14 protein-coding genes are annotated in these 15351 nt (G+C 72.2%); 7 read left to right on the forward strand and 7 right to left on the reverse strand.

What is annotated here, in order from left to right; genetic code table 11:
- Window positions 1-9: 9 nt before the first annotated feature.
- Window positions 10-1140 (forward strand): ornithine cyclodeaminase family protein, encoded by a 1131-nt coding sequence (locus tag FB380_RS08130; protein ID WP_166754634.1) that lies wholly within the window; start codon window positions 10-12, stop codon window positions 1138-1140.
- A gap of 53 nt (window positions 1141-1193) precedes the next feature.
- Here the strand turns inward: FB380_RS08130 and FB380_RS08135 are convergent, their stop codons facing one another.
- The 5 genes from FB380_RS08135 to FB380_RS08155 form a co-directional block, all read right to left on the reverse strand.
- Window positions 1194-2999, reverse strand: a complete 1806-nt coding sequence (locus tag FB380_RS08135) for a thiamine pyrophosphate-binding protein (RefSeq protein WP_166754635.1) — start codon at window positions 2997-2999, stop codon at window positions 1194-1196.
- A gap of 37 nt (window positions 3000-3036) precedes the next feature.
- Entirely contained in the window at window positions 3037-4545 is a 1509-nt protein-coding gene (locus FB380_RS08140) for an aldehyde dehydrogenase family protein (RefSeq protein ID WP_208382795.1), read from the reverse strand.
- Window positions 4542-6308 carry a thiamine pyrophosphate-binding protein gene (locus FB380_RS08145; protein ID WP_166754636.1) on the reverse strand — a complete coding sequence of 589 codons (1767 nt, stop codon included), beginning with the start codon at window positions 6306-6308 and terminating at the stop codon, window positions 4542-4544. Before FB380_RS08145 ends, FB380_RS08140 begins: the two co-directional genes overlap by 4 nt.
- Window positions 6309-6423: 115 nt before the next feature.
- On the reverse strand, window positions 6424-7479 hold the full coding sequence (locus tag FB380_RS08150) for a cupin domain-containing protein (RefSeq protein ID WP_166754637.1): 1056 nt from the start codon (window positions 7477-7479) through the stop codon (window positions 6424-6426).
- Between the two features lie 188 nt (window positions 7480-7667).
- Window positions 7668-8177 carry a methyltransferase family protein gene (locus tag FB380_RS08155; RefSeq protein ID WP_188959495.1) on the reverse strand — a complete coding sequence of 170 codons (510 nt, stop codon included), beginning with the start codon at window positions 8175-8177 and terminating at the stop codon, window positions 7668-7670.
- 53 nt (window positions 8178-8230) lie between these two features.
- Here FB380_RS08155 and FB380_RS08160 point away from each other — a divergent pair, with 53 nt between their 5' ends.
- The 3 genes from FB380_RS08160 (at window position 8231) to FB380_RS08170 (ending at window position 11381) form a co-directional block, all read left to right on the forward strand.
- Window positions 8231-8422 (forward strand): hypothetical protein, encoded by a 192-nt coding sequence (locus tag FB380_RS08160; protein WP_166754638.1) that lies wholly within the window; start codon window positions 8231-8233, stop codon window positions 8420-8422.
- A 144-nt stretch (window positions 8423-8566) separates the two neighbouring features.
- Window positions 8567-9688, forward strand: coding sequence for a cupin domain-containing protein (locus FB380_RS08165; RefSeq protein ID WP_166754639.1), 1122 nt, complete (start codon window positions 8567-8569; stop codon window positions 9686-9688).
- Between the two features lie 79 nt (window positions 9689-9767).
- On the forward strand, window positions 9768-11381 hold the full coding sequence (locus FB380_RS08170; RefSeq protein ID WP_208382796.1) for an ethanolamine ammonia-lyase reactivating factor EutA: 1614 nt from the start codon (window positions 9768-9770) through the stop codon (window positions 11379-11381).
- 12 nt (window positions 11382-11393) lie between these two features.
- On the opposite strand, the gene FB380_RS08175 is transcribed toward FB380_RS08170, so the two are convergent.
- On the reverse strand, window positions 11394-12095 hold the full coding sequence (locus FB380_RS08175; protein ID WP_208382797.1) for a FadR/GntR family transcriptional regulator: 702 nt from the start codon (window positions 12093-12095) through the stop codon (window positions 11394-11396).
- 122 nt (window positions 12096-12217) lie between these two features.
- Window positions 12218-13012 (reverse strand): 2,3-bisphosphoglycerate-dependent phosphoglycerate mutase, encoded by a 795-nt coding sequence (locus tag FB380_RS08180; RefSeq protein WP_166754641.1) that lies wholly within the window; start codon window positions 13010-13012, stop codon window positions 12218-12220.
- Between the two features lie 114 nt (window positions 13013-13126).
- Between FB380_RS08180 and FB380_RS08185 the strand changes: the two genes are divergently transcribed.
- From FB380_RS08185 to FB380_RS08195, 3 genes are all read left to right on the forward strand, one after another.
- Entirely contained in the window at window positions 13127-13450 is a 324-nt protein-coding gene (locus FB380_RS08185) for a 2Fe-2S iron-sulfur cluster-binding protein (protein ID WP_166754642.1), read from the forward strand.
- Window positions 13451-13547: 97 nt separating this feature from the next.
- Complete coding sequence (locus FB380_RS08190; protein ID WP_166754643.1) at window positions 13548-14834, forward strand: aromatic ring-hydroxylating dioxygenase subunit alpha; 1287 nt, start codon at window positions 13548-13550, stop codon at window positions 14832-14834.
- Window positions 14834-15343, forward strand: a complete 510-nt coding sequence (locus tag FB380_RS08195; protein WP_166754644.1) for a 3-methyl-2-oxobutanoate hydroxymethyltransferase — start codon at window positions 14834-14836, stop codon at window positions 15341-15343. Before FB380_RS08190 ends, FB380_RS08195 begins: the two co-directional genes overlap by 1 nt.
- Window positions 15344-15351 lie beyond the last annotated feature (8 nt).

A 15351-nucleotide genomic window follows, 5' to 3' on the forward strand; every position in this document is an offset into this window, starting at 1 on the left:
GGGGGAACCGTGCTCATCATCGACAACGCGCAGGTCGCGCAGCTGCTCACCATGCAGGAGTGCATCGACGCCCAGGAGGCGGCCTTCGCGCGACTGCCGCACGGCGGTGCCGTACACCGGCCCCGCGTCGACCTCTACGCGCCCGGCCCCGCGGACGGGTACTTCCGCTGGGGGTCGATGGAGGGAGCCAACGACGGGGTCTTCGCCATCCGGATGAAGTCCGACGTCGTCTCGTGGCCCCGGGACGAGCACGGCAACTGGACCGAGGAGAAGTACGCCGTCCGCCCGGGCACCTACTGCGGGCTGGTGATGCTCGTCTCCACCCGCACCGCCGAGCCCCTCGCCTTCCTCAACGACGGGGTGCTGCAGCACATGCGGGTCGCGGGTGGGGCCGCCATCGGTGCCAAGTACCTGTCCCGGGAGGACTCCGAGGTCGTCGGGATGCTCGGCTCCGGCGGGATGGCCCGCGCCTACCTCGAGGCCTTCTGCCTCGTCCGGCCGATCCGGCGCTGCAGGGTCTACAGCCCGACCCGGCGCAACCGGGAGCAGTACGCGACGGAGATGGCCGAGCGGCTGGGGATCGAGGTCGTCGCGGTCGACTCACCGCAGGAGGCCGTCGCCGGCTGCGACGTCCTGTCCTCCTGCACCGACGCCATGCAGCCGGTCTACCAGGCCGACTGGATCGAGCCGGGTGTCCACGTCACCAACCTGGGCCGGCGGGAGATGCCCGACGTCGGTGACCGGTTCGACGTCGTCGTCCGCCAGGGCACGGCCGGCCTGCCGATGCGGCAGACCGAGCGGTACCAGGTCGAGCGCGGGATGTCCCCGGGCGCCTTCATCGGCGGCTCGGCGGCGGAGATGGCGCGCATCCCGGCGACCAACCGCAATCCCGGTTTCGGCGGGGACTCCCCAGAGTTCACCGACCGGGGCCGCGGTGGCGGGGCGCCGGACATCGCCGCGGTCATGGCGGGGGAGGTGCCCGGGCGGACCAGCGCCGACCAGGTCACCTTCTACCGCAACGTGGGCAACCAGGGTCTCCAGTTCTCCGCCGTCGGCCAGGTCGTGTACCGGAAGGCGCTGGAGGCCGGTGTCGGGCACGAGATCCCGACCGAGTGGTTCCTCCAGGACATCCGGGACTGAACGGCGAGGGGCCCCGGGCGACGCCCGGGGCCCCTCGTCTCAGCGCGTCAGGATCACTTCGGCTGGCAGACCACGTCCACCAGCGCGGGGCCACCGGTCGCCATCACGTGCGCCGCTGCCCGGCGGACCGCGTCGGCCACCTGGGCCGGGTCGGTGACCGGGCCCTCGGCCCACCAGCCGAAGCCCTTCGCGATCGCGGCGAAGTCCGGCTCGGGAGTGGCGATGGCCATCCCGATGTGCGCCCGGTCGACCGGGGTCCCGCGCTGCTCGGCCAGTCTCTCCTGGTGCTCCCAGTCGTTGTAGTAGGCGCGGTTGTTGAACATGACCGTGAGCATCGGCAGCTGGTAACGACTGGCCACCCAGAGCGCGCCGACGTCGAACATCAGGTCGCCGTCGGGCTGCAGGTCGACCACCAGCCGCCCGGTGCCCTTGTGCGCCAGGGCGACGCCGAGGGAGATGCCGATCTGCGTGGCGGTGCCCAGCTGCTTGCCGGGATGCCGGTGCGGGACGTCGAAGTCCCACAGCCGCAGTGCCCAGTCCGCCGCCGTCCCGGCCGTGAGCACCCAGTCGTGCTCCTGCACGACCTCCCACACCGCGGCGGCGAGCTGGGCGGTGGACACCGGGGTCTCGCCTGCCTTGGCGGCCGCCTCCTGCGCCCAGCCGCTGGAGGTGCGTTCGTGCAGGTCGGTCAGCGAGGCCTTCCAGGTCTCCCGCTCCGCGGCCCGCTCCAGGTCGTCACCGGCCAGGATGGCGCGGCACTCGGCCAGCAGCAGCGGCAGCGCCACCGCGGTGTCCGCGGCCACCGTGTGGTCGGCCGGGATGATCTGCGCGTAGTCCTCGCTCCAGGACGAGATCCCCATGTCGGCGAAGCCGAGCGACAGCACCCGGCACCCCGGCGCCAGCCGGGAGACGTTGCGCCGGGCCAGCCGGTCGGTGCGGTGGGTGGGCTTGACCATGTCCTTCACGTCGACGAACAGCACGCAGTCGGCGTCGTCGACGGCGTTGGTGTCGCTGACGCACAGCGGGTGCCGGTTGGGGAAGTTCAGCCGCCAGTGGGTGTCCAGGGCACCGATGCCCACCAGCTCGGCCAGCTCCACGAGGGTGCCGAAGGACTCCGGGTCCCGGCCGGGGTAGGCCAGCACCATCACGGGGCGGCGGGCGGCGCACAGCTCCTCGGCCAGCGCGCGCAGGGTCACGGGGTCCGGCGCCACGGGGGAGGGCGCGGCGGCCAGCGCGGCGACGTGGTCGACCGGCACCGGCTCGGTGAGCTGGTCCTCCTGCAGGCCGGCGTCCAGCGCCACGTAGGTCGGCCCCTGCGGCCCGGTGGTGGCCACCCGGTAGGCCCGGGCGAGCACCTCGGGCACCGAGGAGATCGACCGCGGCTCGTGGTCCCACTTGGTGAACTCCCGAACCGCCTGCCCCTGGACGTTGGCCGAGTGGATCCAGTCGATGTAGGGCCGCCGGCGGCTCTGGTCGGCCGGGCCGGACCCACCCAGGACCAGCACGGGTGCCCGGTCGATGTAGGCGTAGTAGACGCCCATGGTGCCCTGCAGGAGCCCGACCAGATCGTGCAGGATCACGCCCATCGGCTTGCCGCTGGCCTTGGCGTAGCCGTGCGCCAGCGCGACCGCGATCTTCTCGTGCGGGCACTCGATCATCTGCATCTCGTCGCCGGCGTAGTTGACCAGCGAGTCGTGCAGCCCGCGGAACGAGGAGCCGGGGTTCAGCGCGATGTAGGGCAGGTCGAGCTGCCGGAGGGCGTCGACCATGACGTCGGATCCCCAGACCGGCTGGTCGTAGGGGGCGTGGTTGACCGCCGGCTCCAGGGCGGGGGCGGGGGGCTCGGACGTGGTCGTCATCGATCACCTCGGTCGTGGGATGGGGATGGTGCGGGGCTCACGGTGTGGCCCAGTCCGGGTCCTCGGCCGGCAGCGTGACGGTGACCGTCTTCTCCCGGGTGTAGGAGAGCAGCTCCTCAGGGCCGTTCTCCTTGCCGAAGCCGCTGTGCTTCCAGCCGCCGAACGGCGAACCGGGCGGCCGCCGGCCGGTGCCGTTCACGTAGACGTAGCCGGCCTGCAGCTGGTCGGCCAGCCGGTGCGCGACCCGCAGGTCGCGGGTGAAGACGTTGGCGGTCAGGCCCAGCTCGGTGTCGTTGGCCCGGCGGACGACGTCGTCCAGGTCGGACCAGCCCAGCACGGACATCACCGGGCCGAACACCTCGTCACGGGCGATCGGCATCTCGTCGGTGACGTCGGTGAACACCGTCGGCTCGATGAAGTACCCGCGGCCCGTGCCACCCGGACGGGAGCCCCCGGTCGCCAGCGTCGCCCCGGACGCCTGCGCCCGGGTGATGTGCCCGGACACCCGCTGCAGGTGCGCCTCGAAGGCCAGCGGGCCCACGTCGTTGGCCTCGTCCAGCGGGTCGCCCACCCGGATCTCGCGCACCCGGTCGACCAGGGCGTCGGTGAACTCGGCGCGGATGCTCTCGTGGACGTAGATGCGGGAGGTCGAGCCGCAGGACTGCCCGTTGCTGCGGGCGACGTTCATGCTGGCCACCGCGCTGCGGGCGGCTTGCCGGACGTCGACGTCCGGGCAGATGACGAGCGGGTTCTTGCCGCCGAGCTCCAGGGTGACGTGACCGAAGTGCTGCGCCGCGGCCACCATGATCCGGCGACCGGTGGCGACCGATCCGGTGAAGGCGACGCGCGGCGCGCCCGGGTGGGAGACCAGCGCCTGGCCGAGCTCGGCGCCGGTGCCGGTGACGACGTTGAGCACGCCGGGGGGCAGCACCGCCTCGGCGACCTCGGCCAGCGCGACGGCCGACAACGAGGTCTGCTCACCGGGCTTGACGATCACCGCGTTGCCGGCGGCCAGTGCGGCGGCGGCCTTGCCGCAGGCGAACTTGAACGGGTGGTTGAACGGCACGATCCGCACGACGACGCCGTAGGGCTCGCGCTTCGTGAAGGACACCGTGTCCGGGCCGGTGGGCGTGCTGACGCCGTGGGTCTGCCCGGCCAGCCCGGCGTAGTAGTGCAGCTCGCGCACAGCGGACTCGATGTCGCCCCGCATGCCGGCGATCGGGTTGCCGCTGTCGAGCACGTCCAGCACCGCCAGCGGCTCGGCGACCTCGCCCACCGCGTCCGCCAGGTCGCGCAGCAGCGCAGCCCGCCTGGTCCAGCCCAGGGCGCGCCAGGCGCCGGACGCCTCCTGTGCAGCGGCCACCGCCGCATCGGCGTCCGCCGCGGCACCGGCGGGGACCGTCCCCAGCAGTTCCTCGGTGGTGGGGTCGATGCAGTCCAGCCGTGCACCCGAGGCGGCCTCGCGCCACTGCCCGCCGATGTGCATGCGGGCGGCGACGGGCGGGCGGCCGCGTCCGACCCGTCCCAGTACCCGTCCGTCGCTCATGCCGGTTCCGTCCTGACGTGGACGACGGCCACCCGGCCGTCCTGGGCAGCGGCGAGCGCAGCGGCGAACGCGCCGGCGAGCTCTCCGGGATCGGTGACGGTGCCGGCTGTCCAGCACCCGTAGGAGGCCGCGAGTGCGTCGATGTCGACGGCCGGGTCGGCGATCCGCATCCCGATCCAGCTGTTGGCCGGCTCGCGGCCGCGGTCCCGGGCGACGGCGGCCTGGTGCGGTTCGTCGTTGTAGAAGGACCCGTTGTCGTTGACGACCAGGAGTGCCGGGATGCGGTGGTGGACCGCCGTCCACAGCGCACCGGCGGCCATCAGCAGGTCGCCGTCGCCGATGATGCCCACGCCGAGCAGGCCGCGGTCCCGGGCGGCGAGCGCTCCGCCGACGAAGGCGCCGGGGCCGTAGCCCACACCCCCGCCGCCGGAGTGGCCGAGGTAGCTGCCCGCGCCGGCGAGGTCCCAGACGCCCTCGGGCCAGCTGCGGCTGTTCCGCAGGCAGAGCAGGTGCGGCACGTCGCGGACGGTGTCCCACAGTTCGCTGACCAGCCGCGCGGGCTTGATGGGCGTGGCCGCCCACCCCTCCTGCCGGGCTTCGGCCGCGGCGGCGCGCTGCTGGGCGACCCGGGCGGCGACGCGTTCGCGGCGGGCCTCCGCCCCCGGCACCGGTCCCCGGTCGCGGAGCGCGTGGAGCAGCTGACGGGCGCCGGTGAGCGGGTCGGCGAGGAGCTGGGCGGCCCGGGGGAGCGGCGTCTCGAAGACGTTGCTCCACGACCTCAGCCCCAGGTGGCCGGTCGAGACGTCGACGACCCGTGGGAACTCGCCGGCTCCCGAGGCGCGGGAGCGGCCACGGCGGCGGAGCAGACCGGGGACGTCGGGGACGCCGATGGCCAGGACGACGTCGGCCTCGGTGAGCCAGTCGCGGTCACCGGTGCCGTTGAGCGGGTGCGCGCTCGGGAAGGAGACCGCGTGCCGGTCGTCGTGGTACCCGGCCCCGAGCCGCTCTACGAGCTCCACGAGCACCGCGGTGGCCGCCGGGTCCCAGCTCATGTTCCCGGCGGCGACGGCGGGTCGCTGTGCGGCGAGCAGCACGTCCAGAGCACGCGCGATGCTCGCCTCGTCCGCGGCCGGAGGCGGCGCCGGGGCGTGGAGGGCGAGGTCGGGGATCGGGACCGGTGCGTCGAGCGGGGCCTCCTGGACACCGGCGTCCAGGGAGACGTAGGCGGGTCCGCGGGGCGCGCTGGCGGCGCGCTGGTGGGCGCGCAGGGTGTCGCTGACGAACGCAGCGGCGGTGGCCGGTTCGGCGTCCCAGCTCACGAAGTCGCGGACAAGCTGTGCCTGCGTGGTGGCGGAGTGGGTCCAGTCGACCGGCCGGCGCTGGGCGGGGTCGACCGGACCGCTGCCGCCCAGCACCAGCACCGGCACCCGGTCGCAGAAGGCGTCGTAGACAGCCATCGAGGCGTGCATGAGGCCGACGAGGTCGTGCACCGCGGCGACGCCCACCTGGCCGGAACCCTTGGCGTACCCGTGGGCGAGCGAGACGGCGATCTCCTCGTGCAGGCACAGCAGCAGTTGGGGAGCGCGGTTGCCGCCGTGGTTGACCAGCGAGTCGTGCAGGCCGCGGAAGGACGAGCCGGGGTTCAGCGGGACGTACCGGGTGCCCAGCGCGCGGAGCAGGTCGACCACCAGGTCGCTGCCGTAGGCGGCGGGCCCGGGGGAGGTCCCGATCGGCAGTTCCACGTCGTCGGTGTGCTGCTCCATGGGGCCCCCTGGGGGTCTGCGCTCGATGGTGAGCGCGCGGTGGGTGCCGGGCGGGGACGCGCGGCGCCGCGGGCGGGCGGCCCAGGGGCCGCCCGCCCGTCCTTCGGTCGGGCGGTCAGTCCTCGGTGGCCAGCGCCAGGTCGTCGGCGGTGGCCGTGCTGGGCAGCGACGTCGTCGGCGCGGACGCCGGCTCCAGCACCTTCACCGTGTCGTAACCGAGGTGCTTGAACAGCCGGTTCTGGAAGCTCAGCAGCTTCAGTGGGGTGCCGTCGGAGGCGAAGTGCTGCGCGACGGTGTTCTGCGGCACGTAGAGGGTGTCGCCCTGCTTGAAGTCGAAGCGCTGGGGCTCCTTGGCGATGTGCGCGTAGTAGCGCTCGGCGATCTCGGCCTGCACCTCCCAGTGCAGCGAGTAGCCCTCGCCCTCCTTGACGTAGAGAATCTCGTCGGCCATCTTCCAGTGCCGCCCGGTGTGCCCACCAGGGTCGAGGGCGAACTCGAACGCGTCGACGCTGAACAGCCGGGCGTGCTCGGTCCGCGGGCTGGTCATGACCCGGACCCGACCGAGGTCGGTGTCCTCCCAGACGGTCGACGCCGGGCTGACCACCTTGGTGCGGTCCAGCACCCCGGGGGTCCAGATCGCCGACCAGTCCTCCCGCGGGCCGAACTCCTCCTCGCGGGTGATCGGGCCACCGCGGCCCTGCTGCAGCAGGCCGAGGAACATCCAGGTGCACTTGGCCTTGATGACGAGGCAGACGGCCTTCTCGTCGTAGGGGTTGAAGTGCTGGTGCACCGAGTCGGTGTGGACGAAGACGAAGTCGTCCTTCTTCCAGTCGTAGCGCAGGTCGTCGTGGATCTCGTAGCCGGCGCCCTCGAGGATGTAGAAGGCGGCCTCGTTCTGATGCCCGTGGCCCTTGTTCTGCCCGTGCCCGTCGATCTCGATGAAGTGCACCTGCAGGGTCTGGGTCAGGAACTCCTCGTCCCCGGGGCCGACCCGCCAGGAGACCCGGGACTGCTTGGTGGCCGCACCGGAGTGACCGACCGCCTCGCCGTGGTCGACGACGACCGTCTTGTCCCGCACCCGGGGGTGGGAGAGCTGCAGCTGGCGGACCGCCTCCAGTTCGTACTTGTCGAACTCCAGTCCGCGCACGAACACGCGCCCGTCTTCACCCATCGGGTCCTCCTGTCGTCTGCGGCGTCCGCCGTGGGGTGGCCACGTCCGCCCGGCGGGCGGCGTGGGTGACGTTCCGGTCGGCCGTGGAACGGCGTCGTCCCGCAGCGGGGACGACTGTCCGCGCGGCCGGGGGGATGTGACCGGGGTCATCTCCGCCACGTACGGTCTACTGGTCCTACCAATGGCTGTCAAGGTCGATCGGTGGGCAGGCCGGGGAGCCAGCGCGGCACCCGCGTGGCGTAGTCGCGGTATGGCTCGCCGAAGAGCGAGACCAGACGGGCGTGGTCGGCCCGTGCCCGGGCGTCGAACCAGGGCACCAGGACGGCGGTGACCGCCACTGCGAGCGGCGACCGGGTCAGTGCCGTCAGCCCGGCCAGGAACACCAGGTGCCCGAGGTACATCGGGTTGCGGCTGACCGCGTACGGGCCGCTCGTGACCAGCCGCTGAGGCCGCCCCTGGGACAGCCCGGGCGGGCCGCCGGCGCGGGTGATCCGGTATCGGCCGGCCAGCCGGTACTGCGCGAAGCCCCAGGCGAGCGCGGGCAGCCACCGGAGCCGGACCCGGCGTCGCGACACCACCTGCTCGGCGAGGACCAGGGCCGGCGCCACGACGAAGGTGCGGAAGGGGGTGCTGGACAGCGAGGGACGCACGGCGACCTCCAGGGGATGGGCGGGCCGCCCGCTGCGGGCGGCCGGCAACGTCGTGATGATGGGGCCCTCACGTCCCCGGCCGCCCGGTCGAGGACCTGCTCATGGAGGTGCTCGTGCTGGAACCGCGATCCGGACAGCCCGTCGAGGACACCGCGCCGGGGTCCGACGAGTCGTCACCCGAGCCGGCGCCGACCGACGTCCCACCCGTCCCCGGCCCTCCCCCCGGGGTCCCCGACGAGGACTGGCCCGACGGCAGTCCGCCGGTGAACCCCGGGGTGATGGACCCCGGCTGAGCTGGGCCCACGGGCGGCAGGCGGTCGGTGCCAGCGGGGTGTTTGACAGGTCACATCAGTGGTCATACGGTCCTACCAATCGCCGCGCTGCTGCGCCGCCGGCCCGTCGAGGGTCGCTCAGCCCATTCGAACCAGGGAGGCCTCATGGCCAAGGACGCGATCGTCAACGAGAACCTCGCAGCGAAGTTCGCCACGGAGAAGGACTCGCCGTACACCCGGTGGGTCGCCGACGAGGGCCTGGACATCATCGCCGCGCACTACGTGCCCGATCTGAAGACCGTGGAGCTCAAGGACTGGACCCGCCGGGGTGGCCGGGGGGTCTTCATCAATCATGAGGCCAGCCGCACCTCGAACGACTGCTACGTGGCCGAGATCCCGGCCGGCGGCGCGCTCGCCCCGCAGCGACAGCTGTTCGAGGAGATGATCCTCATCCTCTCCGGCCACGGCTCCACCAAGGTGTGGAACGACGCCGGCGCCGAGGTCACGTTCGAGTGGGGGCCGGGTGCGCTGTTCGCCATCCCGCTGAACGCCTCGCACCAGCACTTCAACGGCTCGGGTTCCGAGGTCGCACGGTTCGTCTCCTCGACGAACGCCCCCGGCATCGTCAACCTCTACGACGACATCGACTTCGTCTTCAGCACCGCCCACGACTTCCCCAAGCGGTTCGACGGTGAGCCGGACTACTTCGCGCCCAAGGGCGAGCAGAAGGGGCTGCTGCTGGACACCAACTTCGTGGCCGACTCCATCAACCTGCCGTTGATCGAGGCCAAGGAGCGCGGCGCCGGCGGCGGGCACATCCGGTTCAACATGGCCAAGGGCTCCATGAACAGCCACATCTCGCAGTTCCCCACCGCCACGTACAAGAAGGGGCACCGGCACGGTCCGGGTGCGCACGTGATCATCCTGTCGGGCGAGGGCTACAGCCTGATGTGGCCCGAGGGCGAGGAGCCCCGGCGCTACGAGTGGCAGGCAGGGAGCATGATCGTCCCGCCGAACATGTGGTACCACCAGCACTTCAACACCGGCACCGAGCCGGCCCGCTACCTCGCCTTCAAGCACGAGGTGGTGTCCATCCGCAACGCGCAGGGCGTGCCCAAGGCCTGGATCAGTCAGCGGATCGGCGGCGACCAGATCGACTACGCCGACGAGTCGGCCTACGTGCGCGAGACCTTCACCGAGGCCCTGGCCAAGCACGGCCTGGAGCCGCAGATGGTGGCCGCGTACGAGCAGGAGAAGGAGACCCTGCCACCCCAGCCGGTCGCCTGACCCCGCCTTCCTGTCCCATTCCGGACGTGCGGTCCGCCCCTCGTGGCGGGCCGCACGTCGTCGTCTCGAGGAGTTCTGGGTGACCTACGACGACGAGCACTCCCACCACCACGGCCACCAGGAGGGTGACCTGGCCCACGGCCGGGACCACGCCGCTCCGCAGATCGTGTACTCGCCCCACGTGCCCGACCACGACCACGACCACGACGACGCCGAGATGCCGCTCCAGGACAACCCGATCTGGCAGCAGGACAACGTCTCCCTGTCCAGCGTCGGCATGGACATCGGCTCCTCCGGCACGCAGGTGGTGTTCTCCCGGCTGCACCTGCGCCGGATCGGTGAGGACCTGACCAGCCGTTACATCGTGGTGCGTCGAGAGACGCTCTACCGCTCGCCGGTGAGCCTGACGCCCTACGCCAGCGCTGAGCTCATCGACGCCGAGGCGCTCGGCTCGATCATCGACCGCGCCTACGGCGAGGCCCGGATCGGGCCCGAGGACGTCGACACCGGCGTCGTCATCCTCACCGGCGAGGCGCTGCGCCGTCGCAACGCCGAGGCGATCGCCGGCGTGCTCGCCGAACGGGGCGGGGAACTGGTGACCGCCACCGCCGGGCACAACATGGAGGCCATGCTGGCGGCCTACGGCTCGGGCGCGGCCAAGGCGTCCTACGACAGCGGCCGCCGGATCCTCAACGTCGACATCGGCGGTGGCACCACCAAGTTCGCCTTGCTCGACGGAGGTCGAGTCGTCGCGACCGCGGCGGTGCACGTCGGCGGCCGGCTGCAGGTCGTCGACGGCAGTGGCACCATCGTCCGGCTGGACCCGGCCGGTCGCCGGCACGCCCGGCGTGCCGGGTACGACTGGGCCCTGGGGGACACCGCACGGGACGCCGAGCTGGCCCAGGTGGCCGAGAGGATGGCCGACGCACTGGTCGCCGCGGTCAGCGCCGACCCGCCGCCAGAGGTGGCCGAGCTGTTCCTCACCCCCGCTCTCGGTGACCTCGGTGCGATCGACGGCGTGATGTTCTCCGGTGGGGTGGGCGAGTACGTCTACGACCGGGAGACGGTCTCCTTCGGCGACCTGGGTCGGCCGCTCGGCCGGGCCGTCCGACGCCGGGTCGACTCGGGTGCGCTGCCCTACCCACTCCTGGAGGCCGGTGAGTGCATCCGGGCCACGGCGTTGGGTGCCTCGGAGTACAGCGTCCAGCTCAGCGGCAACACCGGTTGGATCTCCGACCCCGACGCGCTGCTCCCCCGCCGCAACCTGCAGGTGGTGCGGCCGCGCTACGAGCTCGGCGAGTCGGTCCAGCCCGACGAGATCGCCGCGGCGATCCGCGCACACCTCGTCGCCCTCGACGCCGATCAACTGCTCCATGACATGGCCCTGGCCATGTCATGGAGCGGTCTGCCCAGCTACGCCCGGCTGTCCGCCTTCGCCCGCGGCCTGCGGGACGGGCTGGCGGAGCGGATCGACGCCGGTCGGCCGGTGTACGTGGTGCTCGACGGCGACGTGGCCATGACCCTCGGCCGGTTGCTGCGCGATGAGCTCGGCGTGCCGGGGGAGGTGCTCGTGGTGGACGGGCTGAACCTGCGCGACTTCGACTACATCGACCTGGGTCGGCTCCGCCACCCGTCGAACACCGTGCCGGTGACCATCAAGTCCCTGGTGTTCAGCGAGGACCCGCACCGCTGAGGGCGGTGCAGGTCAGACGCCGGCGGCGTGGTCCGCGTCCTCGACGCGCTGCGCGGTACGGGTCAGGTGCGTGCGCATCAGCTCGGTGGCCTCGGCGATGTCCCGCTTGGTGATCGCGTCGACCAGCGCCCGGTGCTCCTCCACGCCGTGTTGCCCGTGGGTCGGGGAGGTCTCCCGTGCCCGCTCCAGGGAACGCAGCAGCGGGTCGTGCAGCGACTCCACGAACATGGACACGGCCCGGTTGTGCCCGGCCCTGGCGTACCGGGTGTGCCACTCGGCGGAGAGCTCGAGCGGGTACTCGCCGGCGGTGATGGCCGCATCGCTCTGGTCGCAGATCTCGTACAGCGCGGCGATGTCCTCGTCGGTGGCCCGCTCGCACACCAGCGGGACGATGCCCAGTTCGAAGAGCATCCGTGCCTCGGTCACCTCGACGGCGGTGATGGAGGCCAGGGAGATCAGGTCCACGATGCCCTCGCCGACCAGTCGACTGCTGGGGGCTGTGACGAAGGCCCCGCCGCGCGCGCCGACCCGGATCTCGACGAGTCCGTTGGCCTCCAGGACGCGCAGCGCCTCACGGACGGTCACCCGGCTGACCCCGAAGCGTTCGCACAGCTCGCGCTCGGACGGCAGTCGGTCGCCGGCGACCAGCCGGCCCTGGCGGATGAGCAACCGGACCTGGTCGACGATCACCTCGGAGATGCGGCCGATGCTCACGCGACTCAGCAGGTCTCCGGTGCCTGTCCCCGCAGCTGCGCCGGTGGCGTCTGGTGTCGCGGGCATCGTCACACCGCCATCCTAGAGCCGCGGGATGTGCGGGGACGTCTTTCCGGACACTTTCATCCCGCAGGAGCACGGGAGCGGGTCGGCCCGGTCGGCGAGGTGGTGCGGGCGCCCCGCTGCCGGGCGACCTCGGCAGCGCCGGCGGCAGCCGCCACGGGGTCCAGGTACCGCCCGCCGCGCTGGACGGGGGAGAGGTCCTCGTCCAGCTCGTGGTGCAGCGGGCTGCCGATCGGGATGTCCAGGTCGAGGACCTCGTCGTCCGACAACCGGTCCAGGTGGGCGACCAGGGCACGCAGTGAGTTGCTGTGCCCGGTGACCAGCACGGTGCGGCCGGCGCGCAGGTCGGGGACGACCTCCTCGTCCCAGTGGGGCAGCAGCCGGGCCTGCACGTCGCGCAGGCTCTCGGCACGCGGGAGCAGGGTGGGCGGCACGTGGGCGTAGCGCGGGTCGCCCGCCGGGTCGCCCGGGCCGCCGGGCTCGACCGCCGGCGGCCGCCCCTCGTACGAGCGTCGCCAGTGACGGAGTCGCTCGCCGCCGTACCGGGCGCGCGCGACCTGGCGGTCCATGCCCTGCAGCACGCCGTAGTGGCGCTCGTTGAGCCGCCACGACCGGTGGACCGGGGCCTCCGGCCGGCCGGCGGCCGCCATCGCCAGGGTGCCGGTGTGCACGGCGCGGGCCAACAGGGAGGTGTGCAGGACGCCGGGGGGCAGGCCGGCCTCGGCGATCAGGCGGCCGGCGTGCCGGGCCTGATCCGCACCGTGGGCGGTCAGGCCCACGTCGACCCATCCGGTGAACAGGTCGCGGTCGTTCCACTCGCTCTCGCCGTGGCGCAGCAGGAGCAGCGTCGGCACGCCGGGAGCCTAGCGGTCTGGGACGGCATGTGGTCAAATGGACTGACCAAACAGATGGCAGGCGTCACGCCCGCCGGTCGACAGCTGCATCGCCCAGGGAGAGGACCCGACGCCGTGCCGAAGGTGACCTACGTAGCGACCGCCGGCGACGAGCGGGCCGTCGATGCAACGGCCGGCGAGTCGGTCATGGTGGCAGCCGTGAAGAACGGCGTCCCGGGGATCATTGCAGAGTGCGGGGGCAATGCCTCTTGTGCCACCTGCCACGTCTGGGTGCGGGAGGAGTTCCTCGCCCTGGTCGGCGAGCCGGGTGACATCGAGGAGGACCTCCTCGACATGGCCGTCTCCGAGCGCCGGGACGGCAGCCGGCTGTCCTGCCAGATCCCGGTCACCCCCGAGCTCGACGGTCTGACGGTGGACATCCCGCCCGTGCAGCCCTGACCCACGAGGCGGTTGACGCCTCAGCCCCAAGGCATGACCATCAGTCCATTCTCGGCAGCAGGGCCGGGGCCGGGACGCCGGAACGAGGGAGAACTCCGTGCTTCGCCAGGACATCAACGACATGCTGACGCAGACCGGGCCGGGGACGCCGATGGGCGAGCTCTACCGGCAGTACTGGATGCCGGCCTGCCTGGCCGAGGAGCTGCCGGAGGACGGTTGCCCGCCGATCCGCCTCAAGCTCCTGTCCGAGCGCCTCGTCGCGTTCCGGGACAGCTACGGCAACTACGGGCTGATCGACGAGTTCTGCGCCCACCGTGGTGCCTCGCTGTGGTTCGGCCGCAATGAGGAGGGCGGGCTGCGCTGCCCCTACCACGGCTGGAAGTACGACACGACCGGCCAGTGCACCGATGTGCCCTCCGAGGCCGACAACAGCAGCTTCGCCGAGAACGTCAAGCTGACCGCGTACCCGCTGGTCAAGATCGGCGACGTGCTGTGGACCTACATGGGCGACCCGGCCACGCAGCCCCCGCTGCCGGAGTGGGAGTTCGCCCTGGTCCCGGCTCAGCAGACCTACACCTCCAAGCGCTGGCAGCAGTGCAACTGGCTGCAGGCCTTCGAGGGTGGCATCGACTCCAGTCACGTGACGTTCCTGCACTCCGGTGGGCTGAAGACCGATCCGCTGTTCAAGGGCGCCAAGGGCAACGAGTACAACGCCAACGACAAGAAGCCCTTCTTCGAGGTCGCCGACTCCCCCGGCGGGCTGTTCGTCGGCGCCCGGCGGAACGCCGAGGAGGGCAACTACTACTGGCGGATCACGCCCTGGGTCATGCCCTCGTTCACGATGGTGCCCCCGCGCGGTGACCACCCGATCCACGGGCACTTCTGGATTCCGATCGACGACGAGAACTGCTGGGCCTACAGCTTCGACTACCACCCGATGCGCGCCCTGACGCCCGAGGAGCGGCAGGCCATGATCGACGGGCACGGGGTGCACAGCGAGAACATCCCCGGCACGTACCGGCCGGTGGCGAACATGGACAACGACTACCTGATGGACCGCGAGGCGCAGAAGCGCGGCGAGTTCTACTCCGGCATCAAGGGCATCGCGATCCAGGACAGCTCGCTGCAGGAGAGCATGGGCCCGATCGTCGACCGCACGAAGGAGCGGCTGGTGCCCGCCGACAGCGGCATCATCAAGGCCCGCCAGAAGCTGTACCGGGCGGCCAAGGCGCTGCGGGACAACGGTGTCACCCCTCCCGGCGTCGACCCCGCGCATCACCACGTGCGTTCGGCGGCTGTCGTGCTGCCGCAGGAGGAGGCCTTCCTCGAGGCTGCCGCCGAGGACGTCAAGGTCCGTCCGGGTGTGGGGGTGTCCTCCGTCTGATGAGCGTCGACACGAGCCTGCCCAGCAGCTGTGCCCGCGCGGCCACCGCCGAGGAGGCGCGCTACCGCATCGATCGGCCGATCGCGCCGTCCCGTGCGGGACGCGTGATCGCCCTGGACGCCGGGGCCGCCGAGGTGGTCGGCAACGCCGCGATGCAGCCATGGGCCAACGCCCGCTTCTACGAGTGCCGTACTGCTGGGGGGGGAGCCGGGGAGATGGTCCTGCGTGGGATCGACGGCGGCCCGGCGACGCTCGCCGACGAGCTGGCCAGCGCCTCGGTCGTGGTGATGGTGGCGACCTCGGACGAGGGTGCGGCCTGCGCCTACGCCGTGGGCAAGGCGTGCTGGGAGCGTGGCGTGCAGACCGCGGGACTGGTCGTCGGCGACGGGACCCACGAGGGCACAGCGGCCTCCGCTGCGGTCGCCGCGTTGCGCCCGCACGCCCGGGTGCTGCTGCCGTCGGCGGACGAAACCGACGTCGTCGACGTCCTCACCGCCCTGCGCGTCTGACCGGGGGA

The sequence above is a fragment of the Modestobacter marinus genome, assembly GCF_011758655.1.
In the GTDB taxonomy this organism is placed as follows: Bacteria; Actinomycetota; Actinomycetes; order Mycobacteriales; family Geodermatophilaceae; genus Modestobacter; species Modestobacter marinus.